The organism is Streptomyces chiangmaiensis, from assembly GCF_036281785.1.
GTDB lineage: Bacteria > Actinomycetota > Actinomycetes > Streptomycetales > Streptomycetaceae > Streptomyces > Streptomyces chiangmaiensis.
In genome coordinates this window covers 1-26,791 of sequence record NZ_JAYWVC010000116.1, presented here as the reverse complement: position 1 = coordinate 26,791, position 26,791 = coordinate 1, and the positions used below count along the sequence as shown (strand labels likewise).

Here is a 26,791-nt window from a genome sequence, read left to right as displayed (position 1 = left end):
AGTGTCGACGGAAGTGGTCGATGTGTCGTATTTTGCCCCCTGGGTGGAAGCGCACGGGACCGAAATGTGACCAGACACACGTTGTTCGGCCTCGTACGTCTGCGAACGCGCCCACTGGGTAGGGCTGCTCTCACCCGCATCTGTCGTACGACGACGAGGAGGCCCCGTGGCCGCACCGGTACACCCCTTGCTCACGGCGCAGTCCAAACCCGACGCGGCGCCGTCCGCCGACCCAGACGCGCTGCTGTGCGTTCTCAGTGCCGAGGGCGCCTGCGCGGAGGCGCCGCTGACCAGCGAGCCGCCGCTGCCCGACGCCGAGCCCCTCACGAGTGAACCGCCCCACGCCGATCTCACGCCCTTGACCAGCGAGCCCTCGGCCGCCGGCCCGGACTCCATGGGGTACTAGATGACGTCGGCCGACCCCGCACGCGACGGGACGCCGCTGGCCCGGCTCGCCGCGCTGCACGGCGTCGCCACCTCCTACCGCCCGTCGCCGGACCGTACGGTCGCGGCGTCGGACACCGCCGTCACCGCCGCCCTGGCCGCGCTCGGCGTCGATGCGGGCACCCCGGACGCCGTACGCCACGCCCTGGCCGCCCGCGAGAGCGAACTACGTGACCGGCTGCTGCCGCCGACCGTGGTGTGCTGGGGCGGTCGCCCGCCCGCCGCGCTCGCCTCCCTCCCGGACGGCAGCCGCATCAGGATCGAGACCGAACAGGGTGAGACGCGCGCATCGGCCGAGCAACTCCCGCCCGGCGTGCATGCCTTGCACGTCACCGCACCCGACGGACGCACCGCCCGGGCCCATCTCGTCGCCGCGCCCGCCCGGTTGCCCCTGCCCCCGGCCCGCTCCTACGGACTGCTCGTCCAGCTCTACTCCCTGCTCTCCCAGCGCTCCTGGGGCATGGGGGACCTCGGTGACCTCGCCGAGCTGACGGCCTGGGCCGGACGCGCGCTCGGCGCCGGATTCGTGCAGGTCAATCCCTTGCACGCGGCCGTACCCGGCGCTCCCACCGACCCCTCCCCGTACCGTCCCTCCTCCCGCCGCTTCCCCGACCCCGTGCATCTGCGCGTCGAGGACGTTCCCGAGTTCCCCCACGTCGAGGACCAGACCCGCCTGCGTACGCTGCTGGAGCGCGCCGCGCGGCTGCGGGAATCCGTCGTCGACAAGGGCGAGTTGATCGACCGGGACGCCGTGTGGGAGCTCAAGCGCGAGGCGCTCGAACTCGTGCACGCGGTGCCGCTCGGACCCGGACGCCGGGCCGCCTATGCCGACTTCCTCGCCCAGGAGGGCGAGGTCCTGGAGGACTACGCGACCTGGTGTGCGCTCGCGGAGTCGTACGGCACCGACTGGCACGGCTGGCCCCCCGGGCTGCGCGATCCGCGTTCGCCCGAGACGGCGCGCGCCCGCGCCGAGTTGATGGACCGTATCGACTTCCACAGTCGGCTCGCCTGGCTGACCGACGCCCAGCTCGGCACCGCCCAGCGCACTGCGAGGGACGCCGGGATGGCGGTCGGTCTGATCCACGACCTCGCGGTCGGTGTGCACCCGGGCGGCGCCGATGCATGGGCGCAACAGGAGTACCTCGCGGCCGGCATGTCGGTGGGCGCCCCACCGGACGCCTTCAACGCACGTGGCCAGGACTGGGGTCTGCCGCCCTGGCGCCCCGACCGCCTCGCCGCGTCCGGCTACGCCCCCTTCCGCCGGCTGCTGCGCGCTCTGCTGCGGCACGCGGGCGCCCTGCGCATCGACCACGTGATGGGCCTGTTCCGGCTGTGGTGGGTGCCGCAGGGGCAGCCTCCCACGGAGGGAACCTACGTCCGGTACGACGCCGAGGCCATGCTCGCCGTCCTGGTGCTGGAAGCCTCGCGCGCCGGATCGCTGGTCATCGGCGAGGACCTCGGAACGGTGGAGCCCGGGGTGCGCGAGACACTGCACGAGCGCGGAGTGCTCGGCACGTCCGTCCTGTGGTTCGAGCGCGACTGGGAAGGCACCGGGCAGCCACTGCCGCCCGAGCGCTGGCGCGCTGACTGCCTGGCCACCGCCACCACCCACGACCTGCCGTCGACCGCCGCCCGGCTCACCGGCGAACACGTCGAACTCCGCGACCGGCTCGGTCTGCTGACCCGCCCCCTGGACCAGGAGCGCGCCGCCGCGGCCACCGACACCGGTGAGTGGCTCGCCCTGCTGTCCCGGCTGGGGCTGCTGAAAGGGGCGAGCGGAGGGGTCTCGGTGGTGTCCGAGGAGAGGGAGATCCAGGCGGTCCACCGCTTCCTGCTGCGCACCCCCGCCAGGCTGATCGGCGTCTGGCTCCCCGACGCGGTGGGCGACCGCCGCCCGCAGAACCTGCCGGGCACCTGGGACGAGTACCCGAACTGGCGACTGCCGATAGCGGACGCGGAGGGACAGCCGGTGACCCTGGAGGACCTGGCGGCCTCTCCGCGGCTGCACGCGCTGGTGGGCGTGTTGCGGGGGCAGGGCGGGTGACGGGGAGCGGGCCGTAGCGCACCCCCGGCCGCGCGGGCTGTTCCGGCGTTCGCTACTTTGGCACCGTGGACAAGAAGAACGCCCTGCGCGCCGGCGCCCTGGCCGCCGGTACGACGCTGATGATGCTGCTCATGTCGTCCCCTGCGCTCGCGCTGACCCGCGACGACGGTGACGACCCCGGCACGGGCCTGAGCGTGGCTGAGACGCTGGGGCTCTTCGTGGCGGCGCCGCTCGTGCTGTTCGCGGTCATCGCCGGTCTGGTCGTGGTCACCGGCAAGACCCGCAAGCAGGCGAAGCAGGGCTGACGCCCCGCCGAGCCGCGGGCCCTCCGTCGGGCCCGCGGGACTTCCGCCTTCTCCTACTTCCGCGAGGGAGTCCGCGCACCTCTACGGCGCGCGGGCTCCCTCGATGTCTTTCACCCATATGGACGTACCGGGCGTGGGCGCCCGGGCGCCGCCTCATGTGTCGAGGCGTGGGTCTCGACCGTGCGAGGGGTGCCGCCTCCAGGGATGCACCGCCGTCCAGGGGCGCGTCGCCGTCTAGGGGCGCGTCGCCGTCTAGGGGGGCGTCTGGGGGTGCGTCGCCGTGAGATAGCGCCGGACCGTCGGCGCCAGCCAGGCCACGACCTCCTCGCGGGCCAGCGCGACGGACGGCGGACTGGGCGAGCGGGCGGTGGACGACCGTGCTCGTACGTCCCGACGGGTATGTGGCGTGGGCGGCCGAGGAACCGGACGTCGTGCAGACCGAGGCGGCGCTGGTCAGGTGGACGGGCCCGAACTGACCGGTAGGGCGGTGCTGGCCACATCGTGCAGAGGGCGCCCGGCAGACCGCCGGGCGCCCTCCGCGCATCGGGGGCGACTAGGCGGCTGCCGCGTCCGCCGCCTGCGCCTTGAGCGCGCGCTCGACGCCCGCGCGCGACTCCATGATCAGACGACGCAGCGCCGGGGACGGCTCGGCCGAGGTCAGCCAGGAGTCCGTCTTCGCCGACGTCTCCTCAAAGACCTGGATCGACGGGTAGAGCCCGACCACGATCTGCTGGGCCATCTCGTGCGAGCGGGACTCCCAGATGTCCTTGACCACCTCGAAGTACTTGTCCGTGTAGGGGGCGAGCAGTTCGCGCTGGTCGGTCTGGACGAAGCCCGCGATCACCGCCTCCTGCACGGCGTTGGGCAGCTTGTCGGACTCGACGACCGACGCCCAGGCCTCCGCCTTGGCCTCAGGGGTCGGGCGCGCGGCCCGCGCGGTCGCCGCGTGCCGCTCGCCGGCGGCGGTCTTGTCCCGCTCCAGCTCGCCGGCGATCTCCGTCTCGTCGAAGCGGCCCACCGCCGCGAGCCGTTGCACGAACGCCCAGCGCAGCTCGGTGTCGACGACGAGTCCCTCCATGGTCTGCGAGCCGTCGAGCAGCGCCTCCAGCAGGTCCAGCTGCTCCGGCGTACGGGCCGTGGCCGCGAAGGCGCGGGCCCAGGCCAGCTGGTGGTCGCTGCCCGGCTCGGCCGAGCGCAGATGGGCCAGGGTCGCGTCCGTCCACCGGGTCAGCAGTGCCGCCCGCGCGGACGGGTCGGCGTACAGGTCGACGGCCAGCTTCACCTGGCGCTGCAGCGACTGCACGACGCCGATGTCGGACTCCTTGCCGATGCCGGACAGGACCAGGGACAGGTAGTCGCGGGTCGCCAGCTCCGCATCCCGCGTCATGTCCCAGGCCGAGGCCCAGCACAGGGCGCGCGGCAGTGACGAGTCGAAATCGCCCAGGTGCTCGGTGACGAAGGCGAGGGATCGCTCGTCGAGGCGGACCTTCGCGTACGACAGATCGTCGTCGTTGAGCAGGACGACGTCCGGGCGGCGCCGTCCGGTCAGCTGCGGTACGGCGGTCAGCTCGCCGTCGACGTCCAGCTCGATCCGGCCGTCCTCGGCGCGCAGCAGCTTGCCGCTGTCGGCGTCGAGGTCGTAGAGGCCGATGGCGATGCGGTGCGGACGCAGGGTGGGCTCGCCCTTGGCGCCGGCCGGGAGGGCGGGAGCCTCCTGGCGGATGGCGAAGGAGGTGATGACGCCGTCGTCGTCGGTCTCGATCTGCGGGCGGAGGACGTTGATGCCCGCGGTCTCCAGCCACTTCTTCGACCAGGTCCTCAGGTCGCGGCCGGAGGTCTCCTCCAGGGCACCCAGCAGGTCGGACAGGCGCGTGTTGCCGTAGGCGTGCCGCTTGAAGTACGCCTGCACGCCGCGGAAGAACTCGTCCATACCGACGTAGGCGACGAGCTGCTTGAGGACCGAGGCGCCCTTGGCGTACGTGATGCCGTCGAAGTTGACGAGCACGTCGTCCAGGTCGTTGATCTCCGCCATGATCGGGTGCGTCGACGGCAGCTGGTCCTGCCGGTACGCCCACGTCTTCATGGAGTTGGCGAACGTGGTCCAGGAGTGCGGCCAGCGGGACTGGGGGTGGTACGCCTGGCAGGCGATGGAGGTGTAGGTGGCGAACGACTCGTTCAGCCACAGGTCGTTCCACCACTCCATGGTCACGAGGTCGCCGAACCACATGTGGGCCAGCTCGTGCAGGATGGTCTCCGCCCGCACCTCGTAGGACGCGTCCGTCACCTTGGACCGGAAGACGTACTGGTCACGGATCGTGACCGCGCCCGCGTTCTCCATCGCGCCCGCGTTGAACTCCGGCACGAAGAGCTGGTCGTACTTCTTGAACGGGTACGCGTAGTCGAACTTCTCCTGGAACCAGTCGAAGCCCTGGCGGGTCACCTCGAAGATCGCGTCCGAGTCGAGGAACTCGGCGAGGGAGGGCCGGCAGTAGATGCCGAGCGGGACGGACCGGCCGTCCTTCTCGTACACGCTGTGCACGGAGTGGTACGGGCCCACGATCAACGCGGTGACATAGGTGGAGATCCGCGGCGTCGGCTCGAAGACCCAGACGTCGTCCTTGGGCTCGGGCGTGGGCGAGTTGGAGATGACGGTCCAGCCGCCGGGCGCCTTAACCGTGAACTGCAAGGTCGCCTTGAGATCCGGCTGCTCGAAGGACGCGAAGACGCGGCGGGCGTCCGGCACCTCGAACTGGGTGTAGAGGTACGCCTGGTCGTCCACGGGGTCGACGAAGCGGTGCAGGCCCTCGCCGGTGTTGGTGTACGCGCAGTCGGCTACCACGCGGAGCACGTTCCGGCCCTCGAGGAGGCCGGGGAGTGCGATCCGCGAGTCCTTGAAGACCTCGACGGGGTCGAGGGCGTCGCCGTTCAGAGTGACTTCGTGGACGGTGGGGGCCACCAGGTCGATGAAGGACTCCGCGCCGGTCTCGGCGGAGTCGAAGCGCACCGTGGTCACGGACCGGTAGGTTCCGCCCTCCTGCGCGCCGGAGAGGTCGAGATCGATCTCGTACGAGTCAACGGTGAGCAGCTTCGCCCGCTGCTGCGCCTCTTCGCGAGTCAGGTTTGTGCCAGGCACGCGGTCATCTCCTCGTTATGTGTGGGTTGCGCCATCCTTCCATGAGCGGGGCCCGGCTCGCGGTAGCCATTGTTTTCCTACTCTTGGTAGCATCAAGTGTATGAAGATCAGTGTGAGTCTGCCGCAGGAGGACGTCGCCTTCGTCGACGAGTACGCCGCGCGTACCGATGCCGAGTCCCGGTCGGCCGTCATACACGCCGCGATCGAACTGCTGCGGCAAGCACAGCTGGAGCAGGAGTACGCGGACGCCTTCGCCGAGTGGGAGGGGAGCGAGGACGCGGAGTTCTGGGACCGGTTCTCGGGGGACGGGCTCACTGATGAAGCGCGGTGACATCTATCTGGTCGACTACGAGCCCGCGCGTGGCAGCGAGGTCAACAAGGCGCGTCCGGCAGTGATCGTCTCGAACAACGGTGCAAACGCGGCCGTCGAGCGGACCGGCCGCGGTGTCGTCACGCTGGTGCCGCTGACGACGAACACCGCCCGGGTGTACCCGTTCCAGGTCCTGCTGCCGGCAGAGGAGTGCGGCCTCGCGAAGGATTCCAAGGTGCAGTGCGAGCAAGTACGCGCTCTCGCCCGGGAGAGGCTGCTGCGCCCGATCGGCACGGTGCCGCGTCGGCGCCTGGCCGAGATCGATGCCGCGCTGCGGCGGCACCTCGCGCTCTGAACACGTGGATGGGGCGTCCACCGGTCACCGGTGGACGCCCCATCCGCGTGCCGTCGGTTACTCGTTCAGCTCGGCCGCCACCAGCTCCGCGATCTGCACGGCGTTCAGGGCCGCCCCCTTGCGGAGGTTGTCGCTGGAGACGAACAGGGCGAGGCCGTTCTCCACGGTCTCGTCCCTGCGTACACGGCCCACGTACGACGGGTCCTTGCCGGCCGCCTCGAGCGGGGTCGGGATGTCGGAGAGGACGACGCCGGGGGCGCCGGCCAGCAGCTCCGTCGCACGCTCCACCGACAGCGGACGCGCGAAACGGGCGTTGACCTGGAGGGAGTGACCGGAGAAGACCGGGACGCGCACACAGGTGCCGGAGACCTTCAGCCCGGGGATCTCCAGGATCTTGCGGGACTCGTTGCGGAGCTTCTGCTCCTCGTCCGTCTCGTTCAGACCGTCGTCCACCAGGTTGCCCGCGAAGGGCACCACGTTGAAGGCGATCGGGCGCTTGTAGACCTGCGGCTCGGGGAAGTCGACCGCCTCGCCGTCGTGGGTCAGCCTGTCGGCGTCCGCGACCACCTTCTGGGCCTGGTTGTGCAGCTCCGCGACGCCCGCGAGGCCCGAGCCGGAGACCGCCTGGTAGGTGGTGGCGACCAGCGCTTCCAGGCCCGCCTCGTCGTGCAGCGGCTTCAGCACCGGCATCGCGGCCATCGTCGTGCAGTTCGGATTGGCGATGATGCCCTTCGGCCGGTTCACGACCGCGTGCGGGTTCACCTCGGAGACCACGAGCGGCACGTCCGGGTCCCTGCGCCACGCGGAGGAGTTGTCGATCACCACGGCGCCCTGCGAGGCGACCTTCTCGGCCAGCGCCTTCGAGGTCGCGCCGCCCGCCGAGAACAGCACGATGTCCAGGCCGGTGTAGTCGGCGGTCGCCGCGTCCTCCACCGTCACACCGTCGAGGACCGATCCCGCCGAACGCGCCGAGGCGAACAGACGCAGCTCCGTGACCGGGAAGTTCCGCTCGGCGAGGATCCTGCGCATGACCGTGCCGACCTGACCGGTGGCTCCGACGATTCCGACCCTCACGGCGACTCCCTCTGCGTGTCTTTACGTGTGTGATGCCCGGCCGAGGCTTTTCCATCATGCGGCCGACCCCGGGCCGCCTGTCCAATTCTTTGCGCTGTACGCCCGAGGAATGGGACGCGACGGCCCCGACGCCGGTTGCGGACGTCCCGTGTCCACCCATGGTGAGCTGGAGAAATTCGCTCGGTGAACGCCCCGCGCCGCAAGCTCTGCTGCTCCGTGCCTGCCCGCGGCCATCGGGCGCATACACGGTGTGACGTACGCCTCTGCCGCGAGTCGCACGGGTCGCCCGAACGTTTTGGGCCTCTGCGGCGTCGTAGAGGAAACGCGCAAGGGGAGGGGTGGCTGTGCTGCGCAGAAACGCCCGCCGCGGGCGGGGGGCGGACCACGCGGTGGACGACCCTCTGGACGCGGCCCAGGAACGTCGGGTGCGGGCGGTGCTCGCACTCGGCGGGGTGCCGCAGGCGGACCTGCCGGACGGGGTGCAGCAGGTCCGCCTGCGGCTGCTGGAGCGGGCCGCGAGCGGGCGCGACGCGCCGCGTGATGTGTCCGCCTGGGCGGCGGTCGTCGCCTCGAACCTGGCCATGGACTGGCACCGGGCCAAGCGCCGCCAGGAGCGCCTCGGCGAGCGGCTGGCCTCCCTCAGACAGCCGGAGCACATCTCGGGCGAGGACTCCCGTCTTCTCCAGCTCGCCGTGGCCCAGGGTCTGGACGAGTTGCCCGACGCCCAGCGCCAGGTCCTCGTCCTGCGCTTCTACGCCGATCTGCCCGTCCGGGGGATCGCGGAGGAACTCGATATCCCCGAGGGCACGGTCAAGAGCAGGCTCCACTCGGCGGTCCGCGCGCTGCGCGACCGTCTGCACGAGGACGAGGTGGTGTGACGTGGCCGCCGAGTACGACGGCGCCGACGCGCTCATGGTCGCGATCACCGGCGAGCCGCTGCCGGGCGCCGCGCGGGCCGACGCCGAGTTCATGGCCGGGCACCGGGCGGCACTGGACGACGTGGCGCTGCTGCGCGAGCAACTGACGCTCATCGGGGAGGCGCTGGCGGTTCCGCCGGCCGGGACACCGTCGTCGGTGGTGACCCCGAGCCACCACCCCGCTCCGCGTCCGGCGGGCCCCGTGCGCCGCCGCCGCGCCCTGCGGATCGCGCTCGGGTCCCTGGCGGCCGTGGTGGCCCTGATGACCGTCGTCGGGTTGGGCCGGCTCGTCACGCAGAACGGGGGAGCGGACACCGCTGAGTCCAAGAGCGCGGGCGCGGCCGACGCCAAGAGCGGCTCCGGGGCGGCGGACAGGCGGTCGGGCGACGGGCCCCCGCCGTCCGATCCGGAGCTCACCCTGGCCTGCGACCGGCTCGTCGTCGAGGGGATCGTCGCCCGGGTGGAGCCGCAGCACGCGCAAGGGTCCCGGATCGTGCTGACCGTCACCCGCCGCTACAAGCCCGACCACGGTCCGGCCCAGGTCACGTTCGTCCTCGACGGTGACGCGGAGCCGCAGCCGCGCCGGGGTCAGCAGGTGCTCGTCGAGGTGGCGCGGGGCACCGACCACGCGAGCCTGTGGGCCGTGGGCGGCGACCGGATCGCCGCGAATCGTGCGTGGATCACCAAGGCACTGCCCGGCGCGCGGCACACCACGTGCCCTTCGGACGGGTCGACCTGAGCCACGGCCGGGGCGGTGCCGGCCGCGCGTGGCCGGCACCGCCCCGGGACGGCGAAGGGCGGGCGCCCGCAGGACGCCCGCCCCCAGTGCCGTGATCGCTACGGCGTGACCTTCTCGATCTTCACATTGCCCACGCCCACGGTGGTGCCGCGCGCGTTGACGAGGCGGACCTGGCCGAAGAACTCCCGGCCCTCGGGAGCCGCGGCGGTCGCGGTGACCGTGCCGGACACCGTCGCGGAGTCACCCGTGCCGAGCTTCACCGGCGCCGACTCGTCGACCGTCACCTGGCCGAGCGCGGGGGAGAAGAACACGTCCCGGTAGTCGTACGCCGTCGAACCGGACGGGACCGAGTAGCCCACGATCTCGACGGTGTACGTGCCGGCGGCGGGAGAGGCGATGTGCACCGACTCCTCGGAGTCGCCGTCCGCGGACTGCGCGACCGGCTCGCCGCTCGCGTCGTAGACCGTCAGGTCGAGGTCGGCGGCCGTGTCGGAGACATTGCCGATGGCGACGTCCAGCGACGTGGCCCCCGCGGGCACCTCGACCGTGCCGGTCTGCGTCTCGCCGTCCTTGATGGTCGGCCGGGCCGACTTCGAGGAGCCGAGCGGGCCGCCCTCGAGACCGCCGGAGATGGCCGCGTACCCGTTGGTCACCTTCCAGGAGGCGGCGGCCGGGCTGCCGACCTTGGCCTCGGGCACGGTCACGGTCTCCGGGTCGAAGGCCGCCCCGAGGACGGTGACGTCCAGCTTGTAGGGGTTGTCGAGCAGTGGCGAGGTACGGCGCGATTCGACCTCGATCTCCCAGACACCGGCCTGCGGGTCGGCGTACGAACGGACGTCGGGCCTGCAGCCGTTGCCGTCGAGGTAGTTGTTGTAGCAGACCGGGGTCGAGGTCGCGTCGACCGGAACACCGTACGGGTGGATCGCGATGAACCGGGTCTGGCTCTTGTCCTTGAGCCCACCGATCGCGACCTCGAGTGACGTCGCGCCCTCGGGCACGGTCACGAAGTACGACTGGCTGCTGTTGCGCTGCACCGAACTCGACGTCGAGTAGGTGTACGTGAGCGGAGTCGAGACCACGACCGTCGTCAGGATCTGCTCGTCGAGCCCCTCGGTCCTCGGGTCGTCGACCTCAAGGATCGCGCTCTTGATGCCGGCCGACCGCGGCGCGGCCTGGACCTTGACGGTCACCGGCCGGTTCAGCGGCAGGTTCACCTCGTCGGAGCCGAGGATCCTGAAGGTGTCGCCGTAGTTGTTCTCGAAGTGCAGCTCGTGGCGGACCGCCTTGTCCGGGCCGGACGTACGCGTGACCGTGATCTCGTACGTCTTCCTCTCTCCGGCCTTGAGCCCGCCCTCGCGGTCGTACAGGCCGGTGCCGAAGCCCGGGGTCTTCAGGGCGAAGTCGATCGCGGTGTCGACCGGGGCCTTCACCGTGTAGTCGTGCGAGGTGGCGTCGTCGCGGATCGCGTCCCAGGCGTCGACGATGTTGATCCTGCCCGCGCCTTCCTCGTAGGCCTGAGCACCCGGGATGTGGTCGGCCGTCGAGGTGAGGGCCGTGCGCAGCTTCGCGGGCGTCAGGTCGATGCCCTTCTGCTCGGCGGCCGACAGGAGCAGCGCCGAGGCGCCCGTGGCCTGCGGGGAGGCCATCGAGGTGCCCTGGAGCATGGAGTAGCCGGCCGGCAGCGAGTAGCCCGCCTCGGCGACCGGGGAGCCCGGCAGCCAGGTCTGGGTGGAGTTGATCGCGGCGCCGGGCGCGACCAGCGTCGGCGTGAAGCCGCCGTCCTCGCGCGGACCGCGCGAGGAGAAGGGCATGAGCTGGTAGTCCTTCTCCACCTGCGAGCCGTAGTTGGCGGCCCAGGTCTCCTTGGAGATGCCCGCGCCGACCGAGATCACCTTGTTCGCGAGGCCGGGGTCGCCGATGGTGTTGGTGCCGGGGCCGGAGTTGCCCGCGGAGATCACCAGCTGGACGCCGTAGGTGTCGATGAGCCGGGTGTACAGCTCGGCGCGCGCGTTGTTGCCGTCGTTGAGCGCCGGGAGGCCGCCGATGGACATGTTGACGATGTCGACGCCGCGGTTGACGACGAGGTCGATCATGCCCTCGGTGAGCGCGACGTTGGTGCAGCCGCCGGTCCAGGTGCAGGCACGCGAGGAGACGATCTTCGCGCCGGGGGCGGCGCCGTTCATCTTGCCGCCGAACAGGCCGTTGGCGGCGGTGATGCCCGCCACGTGGGTGCCGTGCTCGGACTCGATGACGCCGATGTTGACGTAGTCGGACTTGGCGCCCGCCGCGTTGTAGACGACGTCCTTGCGGATCTCGACGACGAACGGCTGACGCTCGACGACATCGGTCGCCGGGTCGTCGGTGCCGAAGTAGCCGACCTGGAAGCCGTCCTTGTACGGCTTCATCGGCGTGTCGTCGCTGAAATCGAAGTTGTTGTTCAGGTCCACCCGGACCGTGCCGGCGGCCGCGTCGTAGAGCACGCCCCAGACGTCGGTGGTGTCGCCGTCGCGGTTGGAGTCGCCCGCGGCGTCACCGCCCGCGGTGTAGGACTCGCGGAACAGGTTGAACTTGTAGTCGCCCGCGGGGGCCGTCCAAGTCGCGCCCGCGATGGTGAACGTCGGGCCGCTGACCGGGGTGTTCATCCGCCGCCAGGTGCCGTCGCCGTCGGCCACGGGGTCGGTCGACGTCACCCAGTCGACGATCTTCCGCTCGCCGGTGCTGGTCTTCTGCAGCGCCGGGTGGCCGAGGTCGACGCCCGAGTCGAGGATGCCGATGGTGATGCCGCGGCCGTCCGCCTTCGGGTGGTCCTTCACGAAGTCGACGGCGCCCGTCTCGAAGGACGGGTTGTACGGGTTCTCGGCCGGGGTGTTCTTGTTCGGCGCCGGGTAAGTGGTCGCCGTCCCACCGGACGTGGCGCCCTTGGCGGTGTCCGCGCTCGGCGTCGGGTCGTCGAGCGGGATCTCCTGCCGCAGGTCGATGGCGTGCACGGAGGACAGCTTCTCGGCGGCGGCGATGGCCGCGTCCGCCTTGCCGGTCGGCACGGTGGCGCGGACGTAGCCGAGCTTGTCGTAGGTGCGGCCCACGGAGCCGCCCTTGACCGCGTCCAGCTCCTTGGCGACCTGCTCGGTCTGCCCGGGGGCCGTGGCGATCATCATCGTGACGTTCTTGGCGCCGTCGGCCTTGGCGTCGGCGAGGAGGTCCGCGTCGTCCGAACCGAGCTTGGCGCTCGCGGACTTGGCGGCCGGGTCGGCCGAGGCCGGCTGGTGGGTCGCGGAGAAGGCCAGGGGTATTGGCCCGGCCGCGGAGAGCGCGGCCATGAGACCGGTGGCGACGGCTATGCGGGCCACACGTCTCGCGCCCGATATCGGGGCGCGCTGAGGGTCGGTCGTCATCGGCATCCCTTGTAGGTAAAGAAACGAGGGTGGAGCGGCCGGAACCCGGTGGTGGATCGGTCCTGGCCGCGGCCGTCCGGATTTCGGGTCCGGACGACCGCTCAGCTTTACCCAGGGGACAGATGTTTGGGGAGAGTTGACCGAGACGGGATGGAGTCATGGCGTGATCCCGCCATGCGTCATCGGGGACTTAGCGGTGCAGGATATGACATTCTTCTGAGCTGGCTGTCCCGGTTGCGCGCGTAGTGCGCGGCGCCCCGCCCCCGCAGGTGACGCACGGTGACGGAACGCAATCATGCGGTTGCGGCGGCCGTCATCGAGCGCCGGCGGGGGAGCCGTCCATGACGGACCGAAGAAGTGGCGATCCCGAGGGCACGCCCACCCGCCTCCTGAACCGGGGCGCGGACCGGGACCGGAGGATCCGCTTCGTGGTGGCGGAGGTCGCGGAGCCGGAAGCCGCCCTGATGCTGCGCCGGCCCCCGGCCGAATACTTGCCTGCCAATCCCGGCCCGGCGGTTAACGTCCCCGAGTGCGCAAGAACTTGAGGGTGGCGGCCTACGCCGTCTGTGTGCGTGACGGCCGACTGCTGCTGGCCCGTATGCCCGGAGTCGACGGCACGCCCGAGTGGACCCTGCCGGGGGGTGGCATGGAACACGGTGAGGACCCCTATGACACCGCCCTGCGGGAGGTGGAGGAGGAGACCGGCTACCGTATCGAGCTCGTCGGACTGCTCGGAGTGGACTCGATCCGCCGCAGCCTGCGCGGTCGCTTCGGCCGCACCGTCGACCACCACGGCGTACGCCTCGTGTACGAGGGGCGCGTTGTCGGCGGCGAACTGCGCAACGAGGTCGGAGGCTCCACAGACCTGGCGGCCTGGCAGGACCTCACCGCCGTGCCCGGGCTGAGACGCATCGGGCTCGTCGACGCGGGGCTCGCGCTGTGGCGACAGCGTCCCGAGGCCGGCCGGCCCGCATTCCCCGGGGAATAGCTTCGAATACCCCGGAAGATGAACACTGAGTGACTGTCTTCCGGCCGCTCGGAGAGGTGTCGTGGACGCACGTGGTGGTCCAAGATCCACGTACGGCGATCGGCGCTGTGCGTTGCCGCCTCGTTAACGTCCAGGTCACCCCTGGTGCCAACGATCCAGAGTGAGCGGGAGGTTCGCGGCTGCGACCGTCCCGCGACCACTGCTGACGCGTTCGCACTTGGGGAGACGCGCCATGTCGCGCATACGCTCTGTCGCCACTGCGGCTGCTCTGAATCGTCGCAACCTGCTTGCCGCCGCCGGGGCGGTGTCGCTCACCGCGGGCCTCGGACTCGCGCTGCGCCCTGCGGACAGCCTCGCCGCCGGCGCCTCGTCACGCCCCGCTACCGGCCCGGCTCACCCCGCCGCCGAGGAGGCCCACGCCGTCGTCTCCCGGCAGGCGCGGTCCGCAGCCGTCGCTCCCTATACGGCGGGCACCACGCTCGCCGGTGTCGCCGCGCCGCGCACCGCCTCGGGTTACCGCCGCCTCGGCGACGGTCCCGGCTGGAGCCGCGTCGTGCGCGGCGAGCTGGCCGCACCCCGGTCCGGCCGCGCCGATCGCCGTACCGCCCTCGCCGCGTTCGTGCAGTTCACCGACCTGCATCTGATGGACAGCCAGCACCCGCTGCGCCTTGAGTTCCTGCGCTCCACCGACCGGCACGCCTGGCGGCCCCACGAGGCGCTGACCGTGGCCGGCGCCGTCTCGCTGGTCGAGCGTGTCAACTCGCTGCGTGGGGCGCCCGTCACCGGTGCACCGCTGCACTTCGTCATGACCACCGGCGACAACACGGACAACAACGCGAAGTCCGAACTCGAGTGGTTCATGCAGATCATGAGCGGCGGCCGCATCACCCCCAACTCGGGTGACCCGCGGCACTACGAGGGCGTGCAGAACAGCGGGCTCACGCTGTACTGGCAGCCCGAGTCGTCCGTGCAGGACGCCGACAAGCGGCTCGGTTTCCCGCACATCCAGGGCTTCCTGGATGCCGCGATCCGTGAGGTGCGCAGCCCCGGCCTCAACCTGCCCTGGTACTCCACGGTCGGCAACCATGACGCCCTGCCGCTCGGCTGCTACGCGCACGGTGACCCGTACCTCGCCGAGTACGCGATCGGCGGCAAGAAGCTGATGAGCCTGTCCGCGACGGAGGCGAAGAAGCTCCAGGACGCGATCAAGAACGCCACGGACCCCGGGGGCATCCGGTTCGGCGACCTGCTCAAGGCCCACACCCGCGACATGCGCTCGGTCACCCCGGACGAGAAGCGCGCCCCCTACACCCCCGCCGAGTACCTCAAGGCCCACCTCGACCCCCAGTACTCCGGCCGCGGCCCGGTCGGGCACGGCTACTCGTCGGCGAACGTGGACACCGGCACGCAGTACTACTCCTTCCGCATCGCGGACGACGTCGGACCTCACCCAGACGGGCCTGGCCGCCCTCTACCGTGAGCTGTCCTTCAACGCCCCCGGAGCCGACATGACCCTGGCGGGCAACGCGACGGACCGCAACGCGGAGCTGGTGCTCAGGAAGGGCTGAAGCCCGCTCAACTCGCCTACCGCCGGGCAAACCCGCTCCCCTGGGTGCGGTCTCTCTCGCCGACCGACGCTCATCGGTGACACAGGGGGCGACGAGTCCGTACGCGGGGGACTGCCGGGAGCGGGGGCGACGGCGACCGTGACGGCGGTGGGCCGGCCTCCCGGACGACGTACCGCCGCCCGTCGGCGGTCGTGATCGCTGTGGTGATCGACTCGGTCATCCCCTCATGGCCACACCGGGAACACCGGTGGGCCAATGCATTCCACAGCGCGGGATTGCGGTGTAAATCGATCCGACCCGGACACGAGACGCACCGTTCATTTGTCTGAAACATCTATGCCGCCTCATATCGGACAACCCGCTGTTCACGGGGATGGTTCGCTATGTGTGCAAGGCGGGTGGTCGTGTGCTGACGAGGCACGGTCTGCGCGTGCTCTCGGTCTACGAGGGCTTCTTCTCCGGTGGCGCCCGGATCCTCCACACCGACGTCGTCCTGGGGCTGCAGGAGGGCGGCCAGCACCACCGTGTGCTGAGCATCCACGGGGAGGTGCTCCGTGAAGCCACCCGGCAGAGGATGGAGGACGACGCCTCCTACCGGTCGCTGACCACGGCCGGGGTGGAGGTCACCTCCCTGGGCCGTACGTTCGGGCTGCCCGGAGCCTTCACAGCCGATCCCACCCGGTTCACCGGGCCGGAACTGGCGGCGACGGCGAGGGCGATGGCGGGCGCCGACGTCATTCTCTCGCTCAAGGAGCAGCCGCTCGGCCTGCTCAACCAGGCGGGTCTGCCGCGCCGCCCGGTGGTGGTCGGCCTGCATCGCTCGGATCCGGAGAACCAGGGTGTGGCGCTCGGCGAGCTGAAGGCCGCCATCGCCGACGGCACGGTGGCGGCCTGCGTCTGCTGCGCCGAGTCGACCCGGGCCGCCTACGAGGCCGCCGGTGTTCCGGCCGAGCTGCTGCACATCATCCCCAACGGCGTCGACCTGCTGCGCTTCCGGCCCGACCCGGCTCGCCGCGTCCAGCTGCGGGCGGCGCTCGGCATACCGGAGACGGCGCCGGTCGTCGTGTTCGCGGCCCGGTACGACGCGATGAAGAACGTCCCCCTCTTCCTGCGCGCCGCCCGGGAGTGGCTGCGGCACGAGCCCGACGGGCACGTGCTGATGTGCGGCGCCGGCATGACCGAGGACCAGCCCGGGCTGCGTGCCGACATCGACGCCGTGTTCGGGGACGACCTGCGGCTCACGGAGCGGCTGCACCGGCTCGGGGTGCGGCGTGACATGGAGGCCCTCTACGCGGCCGCCGATGTGGTGGGGCTGACCTCGGCCTGGGGCGAGGCGGCTCCGCTGTGCCTGATCGAGGGCATGATGTGCGGAGCCGTCCCGGTTGCCACCGATGTGGGCGACAGCGCGGCGATCGTGGCCGGGCACGGTTTCGTCACCCCGCCTGACCCCGTCGCGATCGCGCGGGCCTGGAGTGACGCGGTCGCCGCGCGCCCCGGTCTCGAGCCCGTCGTCGCCCGCAGCCGCGAGCGATTCAGCCGCACACGCATGATCGCGTCGTACGCCGCGCTCATCGACCAGGTCCACACGGAGCCGATCAGGCCGTCGCTGCCCGAGCCGCCCCTGCCGGAGCCGCTCTGACCGGGACGACGTCCGCCCGTCAGGGTGCACACGGGCACCTCACCGTCGAGGCCGGACGGGAGCGGGCCGGCCATGGAGGAGGGGCCGCCGGGAAGCCGGCGGCCCCTCCTCTCCCCTCCTGACCGTCCCGGTGATGCCTAGCGGGGCAGCACCACGACATAGGCGGCCGGCTCCCGGTCCGCCGACGCCATCAAGGCCGTGCGGACCACGGTCGCCTGCTGCTCCAGCCCCTCGCGCAGCTTCTTCGGCGTGATGTGGACGACCGTGATGCCGAGTCGCTCCAGGTGTTCGCGCTTGCGGGCGTACCCCGACCACACCGCGTCGTCCTCCTGCTGGACGCCGTGGCGCGGTGCCCGGGTGTCGAGTTCCAGGGCCACCGCCTGCTCGGGCCAGTACGCGTCCAGCCCGCCGAGGCAGGGTCCGCCCGGGAGCCTCAGGTCGACGTTCCACACCGGGTTCGGGAGGCCGTACTCGCGCACCATGCGGTACAGGCGCTCCTCGGCCATCGCCCGGCCCTCCGCCAGGAGCGAGTCCACCGCGTCCACCACGTGCGGGCGGCTCAGCAGCTTTGCCTGCTTCAACTCCCGTACGATCGCCGCCGGTTCGCAGTGACTGACGCGCACCGCCTCGGTCAGCAGACGGCGCACCGTGCCCGCATCGGCCAGCTGTGCCACCGCGTCGGCCACAGCCCGCGGTACCGGTGCCACGGGCAGGCCGGTCACCAGCCGCGCACCCGGCAGCACCGGTGTGCGGACCACCCGCGCACAGCCCGCGCTGCGCAGCCTGCGCAGGCGCGGGACCAGGACGTCGATCTTCTCCAGCGACGTCAACGGGGGCGTGCAGCAGAAGCCGTACAGCGTCAGCGCGGCCAAGCCCGTGATCATCGCGTCCGCCTGGCGCACCGGGGGGCGTGCGCCGTCGGAGCCCGGCTGGGACGGGACCCCGGGCGACGGGCCCTCGAGCGAGGAGCGCGTGGCGTAGAGCAGCACCGCGTGCAGGCGTTCCTCGGAGGTCGGTGGGCCCGGATGCAGCAGGTACACGCCCGGCAGGAACTGCTGCCAGGGGCCGCCGGGCCGGCAGTGCTCGGTGGTCTCGGCTGCGGTCACACCGTGGGCGCGCAGCTGTGCCGTGGTCAGCACCCGGCGCTGAACCTCCGTCAGATGACGGAGGGGGCGGGGGGAGAGCGGGGTGTCGTGGGTCATGACCCCGGAGTTCCCGCGCCCGGGGCGGCTCCTAACCGCTGTTACACGCCTGTCGACAAATGCGGACAACACGGCGCTAAAGTACGCGCGTTCGACTGCCGAAAGAGGCTGGTGCGGGTGGGGGCGGCGGAGGGTTACGGGTTCCGATCCTCGTATTTCGTAACTGTCGTCCCTGCGTACCTATAGACCGCCACCCCTCGGCGGGCGGCCGCTCCCCCCGAGCCGCCCGCGCGCCGCACCTGCCCCGAAGCCGACCTAGTGCGGCGACCGGAAAGGTTCACCGGCAAACCCTTCCGGCCACAGCACTAGCGGGCCGCCTGCGCATCGCACCCCTGCCCGCGCAGGGTGCGCGCCAGGTCGTCGCGTGCCTCGAGCACCAGCCTGCGCAGCGCCGGCGGCGCGTCCTTGTGGGCGGTGAGCCATACGTCCGTCGCGTCCAGCGTCTCCGGGGAATCCTGGAGCGACGGGAACAGGCCCCTCACCACATCCATCCCGATCTGGATGGAACGCTCGGCCCACACGCGATCGATCGCCGTGAAGTACTTCTCCGCGTACGGCGCGAGCAGCTCCCGCTGTGACGGCTGCACGAATCCGGCGATGGTCGCCTCGACCAGCGCGTTCGACAGGGTGTCGGACTCGACGACCTGGGCCCACGCCTGGGCCTTGACCCCCGCCGAGGGACGTGCGGCCAGACAGCGGACCTGGTGGCGCTTGCCGGAGGCCGTGTCGTCGCGCACCAGTTCCGCGGCGAGCACCGACTCGTCCGCGGCGCCGTGCGCGGCCAGCGGCTCCAGGAATGCCCAGCGCAGCTCCTGGTCCACGTCCAGGCCGTCGATCTTCGCCGTGCCCTCCAGCAGCTCCCGCAACAGCTGCAGATCGGCCTCGACGGACGCGACCGCCGCGAAGAACCGAGCCCACGTCAGCTGGTGCTGGCTGCCCGGCTCCGCCTGCCGGAGCTCGCTCAGCGCGCCCTCCGCGAGCAGTCGCCCACCGGTCTCCCGCCACTCGGGCGCGGCGTAGTGCGTCAGCGCCGAGTTCGCCCAGGTGTGCAGCATCTGCAGCACACCGATGTCGGACTCACGGCCCGCGAACCGCAGGACCAGGCCGATGAAGTCCCGCGCCGGCAGCAGTGCGTCACGGGTCAGGTTCCACAGCGCCGACCAGCACAGGGCCCGCGCGAGCGGGTCGGTGATCTCGCCGAGACGATCCTTCAGTGTCGCGAGGGACGTCTCGTCGAAGCGGATCTTGCAGTAGGTGAGGTCGTCGTCGTTGACCAGGACCAGCTCCGGCGTCTCGGCGCCCGACAGCTCGCCGACCACCGTGCGCGGACCGTGGACGTCCACCTCGGCGCGCGCGTACCGGACGAGCGCACCCCGCTCGCTTCGGTACAGGCCCACCGCGACCCGGTGCGGGCGCAGTTCCGGATGGGACTCGGCGGCCTCCTGGACCACGGACAGCTCGGCGATCCGTCCGTCCTCGCCCAGCAGCACCTGCGGGGTCAGCGAGTTGACGCCCGCCGTCTGGAGCCAGGACCGCGACCACGCCCCCATGTCCCGGCCGCTCGTCTCCTCGAGGACCGACAGCAGATCGCCGAGGCGCGTGTTCCCGTACGCGTTCCGCTTGAAGTAGCGGCGCGCGCCCTCCAGGAAGGCATCCCGGCCCACGTAGGCCACCAGCTGCTTCAGCACCGAGGCGCCCTTGGCGTAGGTGATGCCGTCGAAGTTGAGCTTCGCGTCCTCCAGGTCACGGATGTCCGCCGTGACGGGGTGCGTGGACGGCAACTGGTCGGCACGGTACGCCCACGCCTTGCGGTTGTTGGCGAATGTGATCCAGCCGTCCGTGAAGCGGGTCGCCTCGACCAGCGAGAACGAGCCCATGAAGTCGGCGAAGGACTCCTTCAGCCACAGGTCGTCCCACCACGCCATGGTCACCAGGTCGCCGAACCACATGTGCGCCATCTCGTGCAGGATCACATTGGCCCGGCGCTCGTACGACGCCTGGGTGACCTTGCCGCGGAAGATGTACTCCTCGCGGAAGGTGACCAGGCCCGGGTTCTCCATCGCGCCGAGGTTGTACTCGGGCACGAAGGCCTGGTCGTACTTCCCGAACGGGTACGGGTAGTCGAAGTGGTCGTGGAAGAAGTCCAGACCCTGCTTGGTGACCAGGAAGACGTCGTCCGCGTCGAAGTGCTTCGCCAGACCCTTGCGGCACATCGCGCCGAGCGGGATCTCCAGCGTCGTGCCGTCCTCGAAGGTGCGGGAGTAGGAGTCCGTGACGTAGTGGTACGGACCCGCCACCACCGCCGTGATGTACGTCGAGATCGGCTTCGTCTCGGCGAACCGCCACACCCCGTCGTGCGGTTCGCCCACCCCGTTGCTCCACACCGTCCAGCCCTCCGGGGCGCGCACCTCGAAGCGGAAGGGCGCCTTCAGGTCGGGCTGCTCGAAGTTCGCGAAGACGCGGCGCGCGTCGGCGGGCTCGTACTGGGTGTACAGGTACACCTCGCCGTCCTCGGGGTCGACGAAGCGGTGCATGCCCTCGCCGGTGCGGGAGTAGGCGCACCGGGCGTCGACGACCAGCTCGTTCTCGGCGGCCAGGTCCTCCAGCTGGATGCGGGAGCCGTCGAAGACCTCGCCCGGATCGAGGTCCTTGCCGTTGAGGGAGACCGCGGTGACGCTCGGGGCGATCAGGTCGGCGAAGCTCGTGGCGCCCGGCTCGGTACAGCGGAAGCGGATCGTGGTGACCGAGCGGAACGTGCGCGGCCCGGCGTCCGCGTCGCGGGGTGCCTCGCCCACGGCTGAGCGCAGGTCGAGCGACACGTCGTACCCGTCGACGGACAGCAGGGCGGCCCGCTCTCGGGCCTCGTCGCGGGACAGGTTCTCACCGGGCACGGGTGGCGCTCCCTCGGATCGGCTGGGCGGGGTGAACAGCACCGATCCTCCCATGTGCACCTGACGCGGGGCAGAGGGGCGCACCACCTCGTGAGAATCCCGGGAATGACGGGGGCGACCTCGGATGTTGCACGGTGAACAACCGCTTCCTTAGGAGAGTCATGTCCGAGACCGTGACCGCTTCCGGCAAGACCCCCGTCGACTTCTGGTTCGACCCGCTGTGCCCCTGGGCCTGGATGACCTCCCGCTGGGTCCTGGAAGTGGAGAAGGTCCGGGACATCGAGATCCGCTGGCACGTCATGAGCCTCGCCGTCCTCAACGAGGACAAGCTGGACCAGCTGCCCGAGGAGTACCGGGACATGCTCGCGACCAAGGCGTGGAAGCCGGTGCGCGTGGTCACCGCGGCCTGGCAGAAGCACGGCGAGGGCGTCCTCGGCCCGCTGTACACCGCGCTCGGCACCCGCATCCACAACCAGGACGAGGGCCCGACGCTCGAGGCGATCGCCGCCGCGCTCGACGATGCCGGTCTGCCTGCGGACCTGATCGACTACGCCGAGCAGGAGGACTTCGAGTTCGACGCCGAGCTGCGCGCCTCGCACAAGGAGGGCATCGAGAAGGTCGGCCAGGAGGTGGGCACGCCGGTGATCGCGGTACCGGGCGCCGACGGCGAGCAGATCGCCTTCTTCGGCCCGGTGGTCACCCCGGCCCCCAAGGGCGAGGACGCCGCGAAGCTGTGGGACGGCACGCTGGCGGTCGCCTCGGTCCCCGGCTTCTACGAGATCAAGCGCACCCGGACCAAGGGCCCGGACTTCAGCAACCTCTGACCTTCGCTCATCGACGGGCTCCCGCGCGCCCCTTCCGGCGGGAGCCCGTCGATGTCGTGTCCTTCTCACCGTGCGTCGGCCCGTTCACCGTGCGTCGGCCGGGCGGCGTGCCGGTCGTCCGGGGAGCGGGCGCTGTTGGCGAAACCCTACATGCGCCGCCGGAATCGGCCTTGTGCCATCGACGGCCCTACCTCAGTGACCGGTATCACGCCCCATCACGTGTAATTCACAGCTTTTGTCAACAGCCCACCAAGCCCCGGTTCCCCCCTTTGTCGAGCGGTGACGGTGATCGGCTCACGGCCCCTGGGATAGCGTCACCGTGTCCCGAACCGTCCTCAGCGCCGGAGTGAGTCCCAATGAGCACCGCCACCGCCATCACACGCCCCGGCGAGGTCCTCGCCGACCTGCTGCCCGTGTCCCGCGTCCGCGACGTCGCCCTCGTGGCCGGTGGCGCCGTGCTCACCGGACTCGCCGCGCAGATCGCGGTGCCCGTGCCGGGCTCCCCGGTGCCGGTGACCGGCCAGACCTTCGCCGCGCTGCTGGTCGGCACGGCCCTCGGAGCGGGCCGCGGTTTCCTGTCGCTCGCCCTGTACGCGCTCGCCGGTGTCGCCGGCGTGCCGTGGTTCGCCGGTGGTGCCTCGGGCGCCGCCGCCCCGTCCTTCGGCTACATCCTCGGCATGCTGCTCGCCTCCACCGTCGTGGGTGCCCTCGCCCGCCGCGGCGCCGACCGCTCGGCGCTGCGCACGGCGGCTGCGATGCTGCTGGGCGAGGCGCTCGTCTACGCGGTCGGCGTCCCTTATCTGGCCCTCGCCACCGGCATGTCCGCGAACGCGGCGATCGCGGCCGGGCTCACTCCCTTCCTGATCGGCGACGCCCTGAAGGCTGCCCTGGCGATGGGCCTGCTGCCCACCGCGTGGAAGCTCGTCAGGAAGTGACACCGTAGTTCCTGCTCAAGAGGCTCGCCGGTTCGGTAGCGAATCGGCGAGCCTCTTGCGTGTCCCGGGGGGCGTGCAGCCCTCTGTCCCGTCCCGGTCCCGAGTCCGAAGGGCGGGGTCTCGGGGGGCCCCGCGCCCGTCCCCGGGTATTTCCTTTGAGCCGGGTGTACGGAATGTGTGGGGACACACGTAGTACGTCCCCGTACGAGCGGTACCGATGCTCGTAGGGGCGGCGTACGAGTCGGTTCAGTGAGTCTGAGGTAAAGGCATCCGGGAACCTTTGAATCCGGATTGTTGCTCGAGGTCTCCTCGAGGGTTCTATGGTCTGGCTCACATTTTTCGGGGTGAATACCCCGCGCAGCGGATCGGCGACAGCCGTGACACACTCGGACCATGCGCGTGTACCTCGGCTCAGACCATGCCGGTTTCGAACTGAAGAACCACTTCGTCGAGTGGCTGAAGGCCGCCGGCCACGAGCCCGTCGACTGCGGGCCCCACATCTACGACGCCCAGGACGACTACCCGCCGTTCTGTCTTCGCGCGGCGGAGCGCACGGCCGCCGACCCCGACTCCCTCGGCATCGTGATCGGCGGCTCCGGCAACGGTGAGCAGATCGCCGCGAACAAGGTGAAGGGCGTGCGGGCGGCCCTCGCATGGAGCGAGGAGACCGCGTCACTCGGACGGCAGCACAACAACGCGAACGTCGTCGCCGTCGGTGCGCGGATGCACTCGCAGGAGGACGCGACGAAGTTCGTCGAGACGTTCCTGAACACGCCGTTCTCGGGCGAGGAGCGCCATGTGCGGCGCATCGGCATGCTCTCTTCGTACGAGACCACGGGCGACCTCCCGCCGATCCCGCCGCATCACCCGCAGGGCTGAGCCGGCCGCCGGGGGCTCCGGCCCCCGGATCGCTCACCGGCGTGACACGGCTCGGTCCGCGAACGCCGGTCGGGCCTGAGCCGCTCCCACGACCTTGTGACGATCACCGGAGGTAGGGCAACCGTGCCGGAAGGGCACACCATCCATCGGCTGGCCGAGGACTACGCCGCACGGTTCGCCGGCGGTGCCGTCGGTGTGCACAGCCCCCAGGGCAAGTTCGCCGACGCGGCCGCCCTCCTCGACGGGTCCGAGCTGCACACGGCCGACGCCCACGGCAAGCACCTCTTCCTCGGCTTCCGCGACGGCGACTGGGTGCACATCCACCTCGGACTCTTCGGCAAAGTCACGTTCGGTGACGCCCCCGCGCCCCCGCCCACCGACACGGTCCGCCTCCGCCTCGCGAACCAGGCCTCCTACGTGGACCTCGTCGGCCCCACCACCTGCGCGCTGATCACCGACGACGAGAAGGCCGCCGTCCACGGCCGTCTCGGCCCCGACCCGCTCCGCGACGACGCCGACCCCGCCGCCGTGTACCGCCGTGTCTCCCGCAGCCGCACGTCCATCGCGGCCCTGCTCATGGACCAGAAGGTCATCGCGGGCGTCGGCAACGTCTACCGCGCCGAGGTCCTCTTCCGGCACGGCATCGACCCCTACCGGCCAGGCAGGGACGTCACCCTCGCCGAGTGGGACGCGATCTGGGCCGACCTCGTCGACCTGATGCGCGAGGGCGTACGGAACAACCGCATCGACACCGTCCGCCCCGAGCACACCCCCGAGGCCATGGGCCGCCCGCCGCGTGTCGACGATCACGGCGGCGAGGTGTACGTGTACCGCCGGGCGCCGCAGCCCTGCCACATCTGTGGCGGCGAGGTCCGCACCGCCGATCTCGCCGCCCGCAATCTGTTCTGGTGCCCGGGCTGCCAGGGGCGGTAGCCGGCAGCGGGATCCAGAACCCGTGGGGCAGCCACGGCGCCACGGTCGAACCGAAGGCGAGTGACGCCTCCGCCGGTGTGCCCTGCCGCAGCTCGCGCACCCGCCCGGCGGACGCCGGCGACGCGAGCGACACACCGCCGAGGTACACAGCCCCAACTCCCGTACGGACATCGCGAGATCGTCGGTGTCCGTCGTACGCGCGCACGACGCCCCCTTCGCGTCGCCGGTGAGCCGCCAACGCCCGGCGTTCCAGGGGCAGAAGGTGTCCTCGACTTCGAGCACCACGTCCACCGGGCTCTGGTACGTCCGCACCTCCAGCGCCGCCGCGACGTCGACGAGACGCACATGCACCCGCGCCGACGGTGCGTGGCCGCCACGCTCACCGTCGTCACGCCCGCCGCGGGAACCGAGGCACCTTTGGGGACGGTGAGGCGGAAGCTGAACGCACCTGCCGTGCCCACACAGGAAAATTCGTCCCATATGTCCATGGGGCGGACGAATTCCGTGAGTTTCCTCCAGAGCCCCCGCTCTTCGGCCGATTCTTCCGCGCCGCCGAAGGCCCGGAGAAGGTTGTCGTACCAGTCGGCCCACTCGGTCTGCCGCCGCACCCGCACCTCGGTCGTCATCAGTCATGCCTACCAGGGCAATACCGGACGAGCGAGAGGATTTCCACCGGTCGCAGAGGCCCGCTACCTGTGAAGTTCAGCGCTCGGACGGGGGACAAGTGCGACCTCCCGTGCCAAGCAGCTGGTCGGATGGATAGGGTCCCGAACAATGGCAGCAGGACGAGAGCGGCGCGCGGAAGCCGAGACGTTCACGGCCCGGTTGAAGATGCAATGGCACCGGGCCCGCACCGGCCTGCGCAGATCCGCCGTGGACTACTTCCGCGGGGACGGCTCGGACTGGGTCGCGCTGGCCGGTCTGCTGCTGACGATCCCGCTGATAGCCGCGACCACCCTGATCGACCCCGTGTGGTGCTCGCCCGCCGTCCTCGTGCTGCCGATCGTGGCGGGCGGTCTGCTGCTGCGGCCCTCCAGCCTGCTCGGCCTGTACGCCGCCGCGGCCACCGCGCTGATCGTCGAGTCCGTCCGGCTCGGCCCGTACACGGAGGGACCCTCGCGCGTCACCCCCGGCATCGTGCTGGTGGTCGCGGCCTGCGGGTTCTTCGGACTGTTGATCGCGCAGTTCCGCAGCCGGGTCGGAGTGCCGTGGCGGCGCGGCGGAACCATGCTTTTCGACCTGCGTGAACGCATCCGGGTGCAGAGCAAGCTGCCGAAGCTGCCCATGGGCTGGCATCGCGAGATGGCGCTCAGACCGGCCGGCGGGCAGTCCTTCTCCGGCGACTTCGTGGTGGCGGCGCGGACGAACGGCGGCCGCACCCTGGAGGTCGTACTGACGGATGTCTCGGGCAAGGGCATGGACGCGGGCTCGCGTGCCCTGCTGCTCTCCGGGGCGTTCGGCGGCCTGCTGGGATCTCTCCCACCGCACGCCTTCCTCCCCGCCGCCAACGGATATCTCCTCCGCCAGGACTGGGACGAGGGCTTCGCGACCTCCATCCACCTCGTCCTCGACCTGGAGTCCGGCGACTACGAGTTGTACTCCGCCGGACATCCGCCGGGCCTCCAGCTCAGCGCGGGCAGCGGCCGCTGGGAGGAGAAGGCGTCGGAAGGGCCGTTGCTCGGGGTCTACGACGGCGCCCAGTTCGACCCCGTGAAGGGCACGCTGCGCCCCGGTGACGTCCTCATGCTGTTCACCGACGGCCTGGTGGAGACGTCCGACCGCGACATCGTCGAGGGCATCGACCGCCTCACGGGGGAGGCCGACCGCTACGTGGCCGGCGGCTTCCACGGCGCGGCCTGGCACCTCATCGAGGCGGTGGCCAAGGACGTGAACGACGACCGGGCGCTGCTGCTGATCTGCAGGGAGGGGCCGACGGCCCAGGCGATGCGCTGAGGCCGGGGCGGGTCGCGCCCGGTTCACCGTGCGGGCGCCGCACACCCGTTCGCGACAGTTATCGTCACGTCCGGCCCGACGGCGGTCGTACAACTGCCTCAACTGCCCCTGGGGACTGCCGCTGTGGGCGGTTTGCGTCAAATGTCCCCGGGCGATCCGACGAACTGGTCACACGTTTGTGGCAGCCCTGTGTGCTCCGATTGCACGGGCAATCGCGGAGTTGATACAGATGGCTGCCAGCGGGTCGTACAACCGGCAGTCGGAAC

The 26,791-nt window shown here is 71.0% G+C and carries 21 protein-coding genes and 2 pseudogenes; 17 read left to right on the top strand and 6 right to left on the bottom strand.

Annotation, left to right across the window (positions count from 1 at the left end):
• Window positions 1-166: 166 nt before the first annotated feature.
• The 4 genes from VXC91_RS27540 to VXC91_RS27525 all read left to right on the top strand — a co-directional run bounded on the left by VXC91_RS27540 (window position 167) and on the right by VXC91_RS27525 (window position 3,269).
• Complete coding sequence (locus tag VXC91_RS27540) at window positions 167-406, top strand: hypothetical protein (protein WP_329510033.1); 240 nt, start codon at window positions 167-169, stop codon at window positions 404-406.
• Entirely contained in the window at window positions 407-2,488 is a 2,082-nt protein-coding gene (malQ, locus tag VXC91_RS27535) for a 4-alpha-glucanotransferase (protein ID WP_329510032.1), read from the top strand.
• A gap of 65 nt (window positions 2,489-2,553) precedes the next feature.
• Window positions 2,554-2,793, top strand: a complete 240-nt coding sequence (locus VXC91_RS27530) for a hypothetical protein (protein WP_329510031.1) — start codon at window positions 2,554-2,556, stop codon at window positions 2,791-2,793.
• A 377-nt stretch (window positions 2,794-3,170) separates the two neighbouring features.
• On the top strand, window positions 3,171-3,269 hold the full coding sequence (locus tag VXC91_RS27525) for an aromatic-ring hydroxylase C-terminal domain-containing protein (RefSeq protein ID WP_329510030.1): 99 nt from the start codon (window positions 3,171-3,173) through the stop codon (window positions 3,267-3,269).
• Between the two features lie 77 nt (window positions 3,270-3,346).
• Here VXC91_RS27525 and pepN (VXC91_RS27520) read toward each other — a convergent pair whose 3' ends face one another.
• Entirely contained in the window at window positions 3,347-5,926 is a 2,580-nt protein-coding gene (gene pepN / locus VXC91_RS27520; protein ID WP_329510029.1) for an aminopeptidase N, read from the bottom strand.
• Between the two features lie 100 nt (window positions 5,927-6,026).
• Between pepN (VXC91_RS27520) and VXC91_RS27515 the strand changes: the two genes are divergently transcribed.
• Together VXC91_RS27515 and VXC91_RS27510 are read left to right on the top strand one after the other, a co-directional pair.
• The gene (locus tag VXC91_RS27515) at window positions 6,027-6,257 is read left to right on the top strand and encodes a ribbon-helix-helix domain-containing protein (protein WP_329510028.1); all 231 of its coding nucleotides are present in this window, start codon (window positions 6,027-6,029) and stop codon (window positions 6,255-6,257) included.
• The gene (locus VXC91_RS27510) at window positions 6,244-6,591 is read left to right on the top strand and encodes a type II toxin-antitoxin system PemK/MazF family toxin (protein WP_329510027.1); all 348 of its coding nucleotides are present in this window, start codon (window positions 6,244-6,246) and stop codon (window positions 6,589-6,591) included. Before VXC91_RS27515 ends, VXC91_RS27510 begins: the two co-directional genes overlap by 14 nt.
• Before the next feature lie 57 nt (window positions 6,592-6,648).
• Here the strand turns inward: VXC91_RS27510 and VXC91_RS27505 are convergent, their stop codons facing one another.
• Entirely contained in the window at window positions 6,649-7,665 is a 1,017-nt protein-coding gene (locus VXC91_RS27505) for an aspartate-semialdehyde dehydrogenase (RefSeq protein WP_329510026.1), read from the bottom strand.
• Between the two features lie 338 nt (window positions 7,666-8,003).
• On the opposite strand from VXC91_RS27505, the gene VXC91_RS27500 reads away from it, so the two are divergent.
• Window positions 8,004-8,543 carry an RNA polymerase sigma factor gene (locus VXC91_RS27500; RefSeq protein ID WP_329510025.1) on the top strand — a complete coding sequence of 180 codons (540 nt, stop codon included), beginning with the start codon at window positions 8,004-8,006 and terminating at the stop codon, window positions 8,541-8,543.
• Between the two features lies 1 nt (window position 8,544).
• Window positions 8,545-9,321, top strand: coding sequence for a hypothetical protein (locus VXC91_RS27495; protein WP_329510024.1), 777 nt, complete (start codon window positions 8,545-8,547; stop codon window positions 9,319-9,321).
• A gap of 98 nt (window positions 9,322-9,419) precedes the next feature.
• Here VXC91_RS27495 and VXC91_RS27490 read toward each other — a convergent pair whose 3' ends face one another.
• Window positions 9,420-12,713 carry a S8 family serine peptidase gene (locus VXC91_RS27490; protein ID WP_329510023.1) on the bottom strand — a complete coding sequence of 1,098 codons (3,294 nt, stop codon included), beginning with the start codon at window positions 12,711-12,713 and terminating at the stop codon, window positions 9,420-9,422.
• A 341-nt stretch (window positions 12,714-13,054) separates the two neighbouring features.
• Between VXC91_RS27490 and VXC91_RS27485 the strand changes: the two genes are divergently transcribed.
• From VXC91_RS27485 to VXC91_RS27470, 4 genes and pseudogenes are all read left to right on the top strand, one after another.
• A complete protein-coding gene (locus VXC91_RS27485; protein ID WP_329510022.1) occupies window positions 13,055-13,258 on the top strand; it encodes a hypothetical protein in 204 nt (67 codons plus the stop codon).
• Window positions 13,243-13,701, top strand: coding sequence for an NUDIX hydrolase (locus tag VXC91_RS27480; protein WP_329510021.1), 459 nt, complete (start codon window positions 13,243-13,245; stop codon window positions 13,699-13,701). The genes VXC91_RS27485 and VXC91_RS27480 overlap by 16 nt, the downstream gene beginning before the upstream one ends.
• Before the next feature lie 232 nt (window positions 13,702-13,933).
• Window positions 13,934-15,142 (top strand): annotated as a pseudogene (locus VXC91_RS27475) (TIGR03767 family metallophosphoesterase); the annotation flags it as partial.
• 557 nt (window positions 15,143-15,699) lie between these two features.
• Window positions 15,700-16,908 carry a glycosyltransferase gene (locus VXC91_RS27470; RefSeq protein ID WP_329510034.1) on the top strand — a complete coding sequence of 403 codons (1,209 nt, stop codon included), beginning with the start codon at window positions 15,700-15,702 and terminating at the stop codon, window positions 16,906-16,908.
• Between the two features lie 137 nt (window positions 16,909-17,045).
• Here VXC91_RS27470 and VXC91_RS27465 read toward each other — a convergent pair whose 3' ends face one another.
• Window positions 17,046-18,110, bottom strand: a complete 1,065-nt coding sequence (locus VXC91_RS27465) for a hypothetical protein (protein ID WP_329510020.1) — start codon at window positions 18,108-18,110, stop codon at window positions 17,046-17,048.
• A 305-nt stretch (window positions 18,111-18,415) separates the two neighbouring features.
• The gene (gene pepN, locus VXC91_RS27460; RefSeq protein WP_329510019.1) at window positions 18,416-21,001 is read right to left on the bottom strand and encodes an aminopeptidase N; all 2,586 of its coding nucleotides are present in this window, start codon (window positions 20,999-21,001) and stop codon (window positions 18,416-18,418) included.
• A 161-nt stretch (window positions 21,002-21,162) separates the two neighbouring features.
• Between pepN (VXC91_RS27460) and VXC91_RS27455 the strand changes: the two genes are divergently transcribed.
• The 4 genes from VXC91_RS27455 to VXC91_RS27440 all read left to right on the top strand — a co-directional run bounded on the left by VXC91_RS27455 (window position 21,163) and on the right by VXC91_RS27440 (window position 24,572).
• Complete coding sequence (locus VXC91_RS27455) at window positions 21,163-21,825, top strand: mycothiol-dependent nitroreductase Rv2466c family protein (RefSeq protein ID WP_329510018.1); 663 nt, start codon at window positions 21,163-21,165, stop codon at window positions 21,823-21,825.
• Between the two features lie 356 nt (window positions 21,826-22,181).
• Window positions 22,182-22,760 (top strand): biotin transporter BioY, encoded by a 579-nt coding sequence (locus tag VXC91_RS27450; RefSeq protein WP_329510017.1) that lies wholly within the window; start codon window positions 22,182-22,184, stop codon window positions 22,758-22,760.
• Window positions 22,761-23,153: 393 nt separating this feature from the next.
• Window positions 23,154-23,639, top strand: coding sequence for a ribose-5-phosphate isomerase (locus tag VXC91_RS27445; protein ID WP_329510016.1), 486 nt, complete (start codon window positions 23,154-23,156; stop codon window positions 23,637-23,639).
• Window positions 23,640-23,762: 123 nt separating this feature from the next.
• A complete protein-coding gene (locus VXC91_RS27440; protein ID WP_329510015.1) occupies window positions 23,763-24,572 on the top strand; it encodes an Fpg/Nei family DNA glycosylase in 810 nt (269 codons plus the stop codon).
• Window positions 24,573-24,588: 16 nt separating this feature from the next.
• Here VXC91_RS27440 and VXC91_RS27435 read toward each other — a convergent pair.
• Window positions 24,589-25,198: pseudogene (locus VXC91_RS27435) on the bottom strand (GNAT family N-acetyltransferase); the annotation flags it as partial.
• Window positions 25,199-25,346: 148 nt separating this feature from the next.
• On the opposite strand from VXC91_RS27435, the gene VXC91_RS27430 reads away from it, so the two are divergent.
• Window positions 25,347-26,525 (top strand): PP2C family protein-serine/threonine phosphatase, encoded by a 1,179-nt coding sequence (locus tag VXC91_RS27430; protein WP_329510014.1) that lies wholly within the window; start codon window positions 25,347-25,349, stop codon window positions 26,523-26,525.
• The last annotated feature ends 266 nt before the right edge of the window (window positions 26,526-26,791 follow it).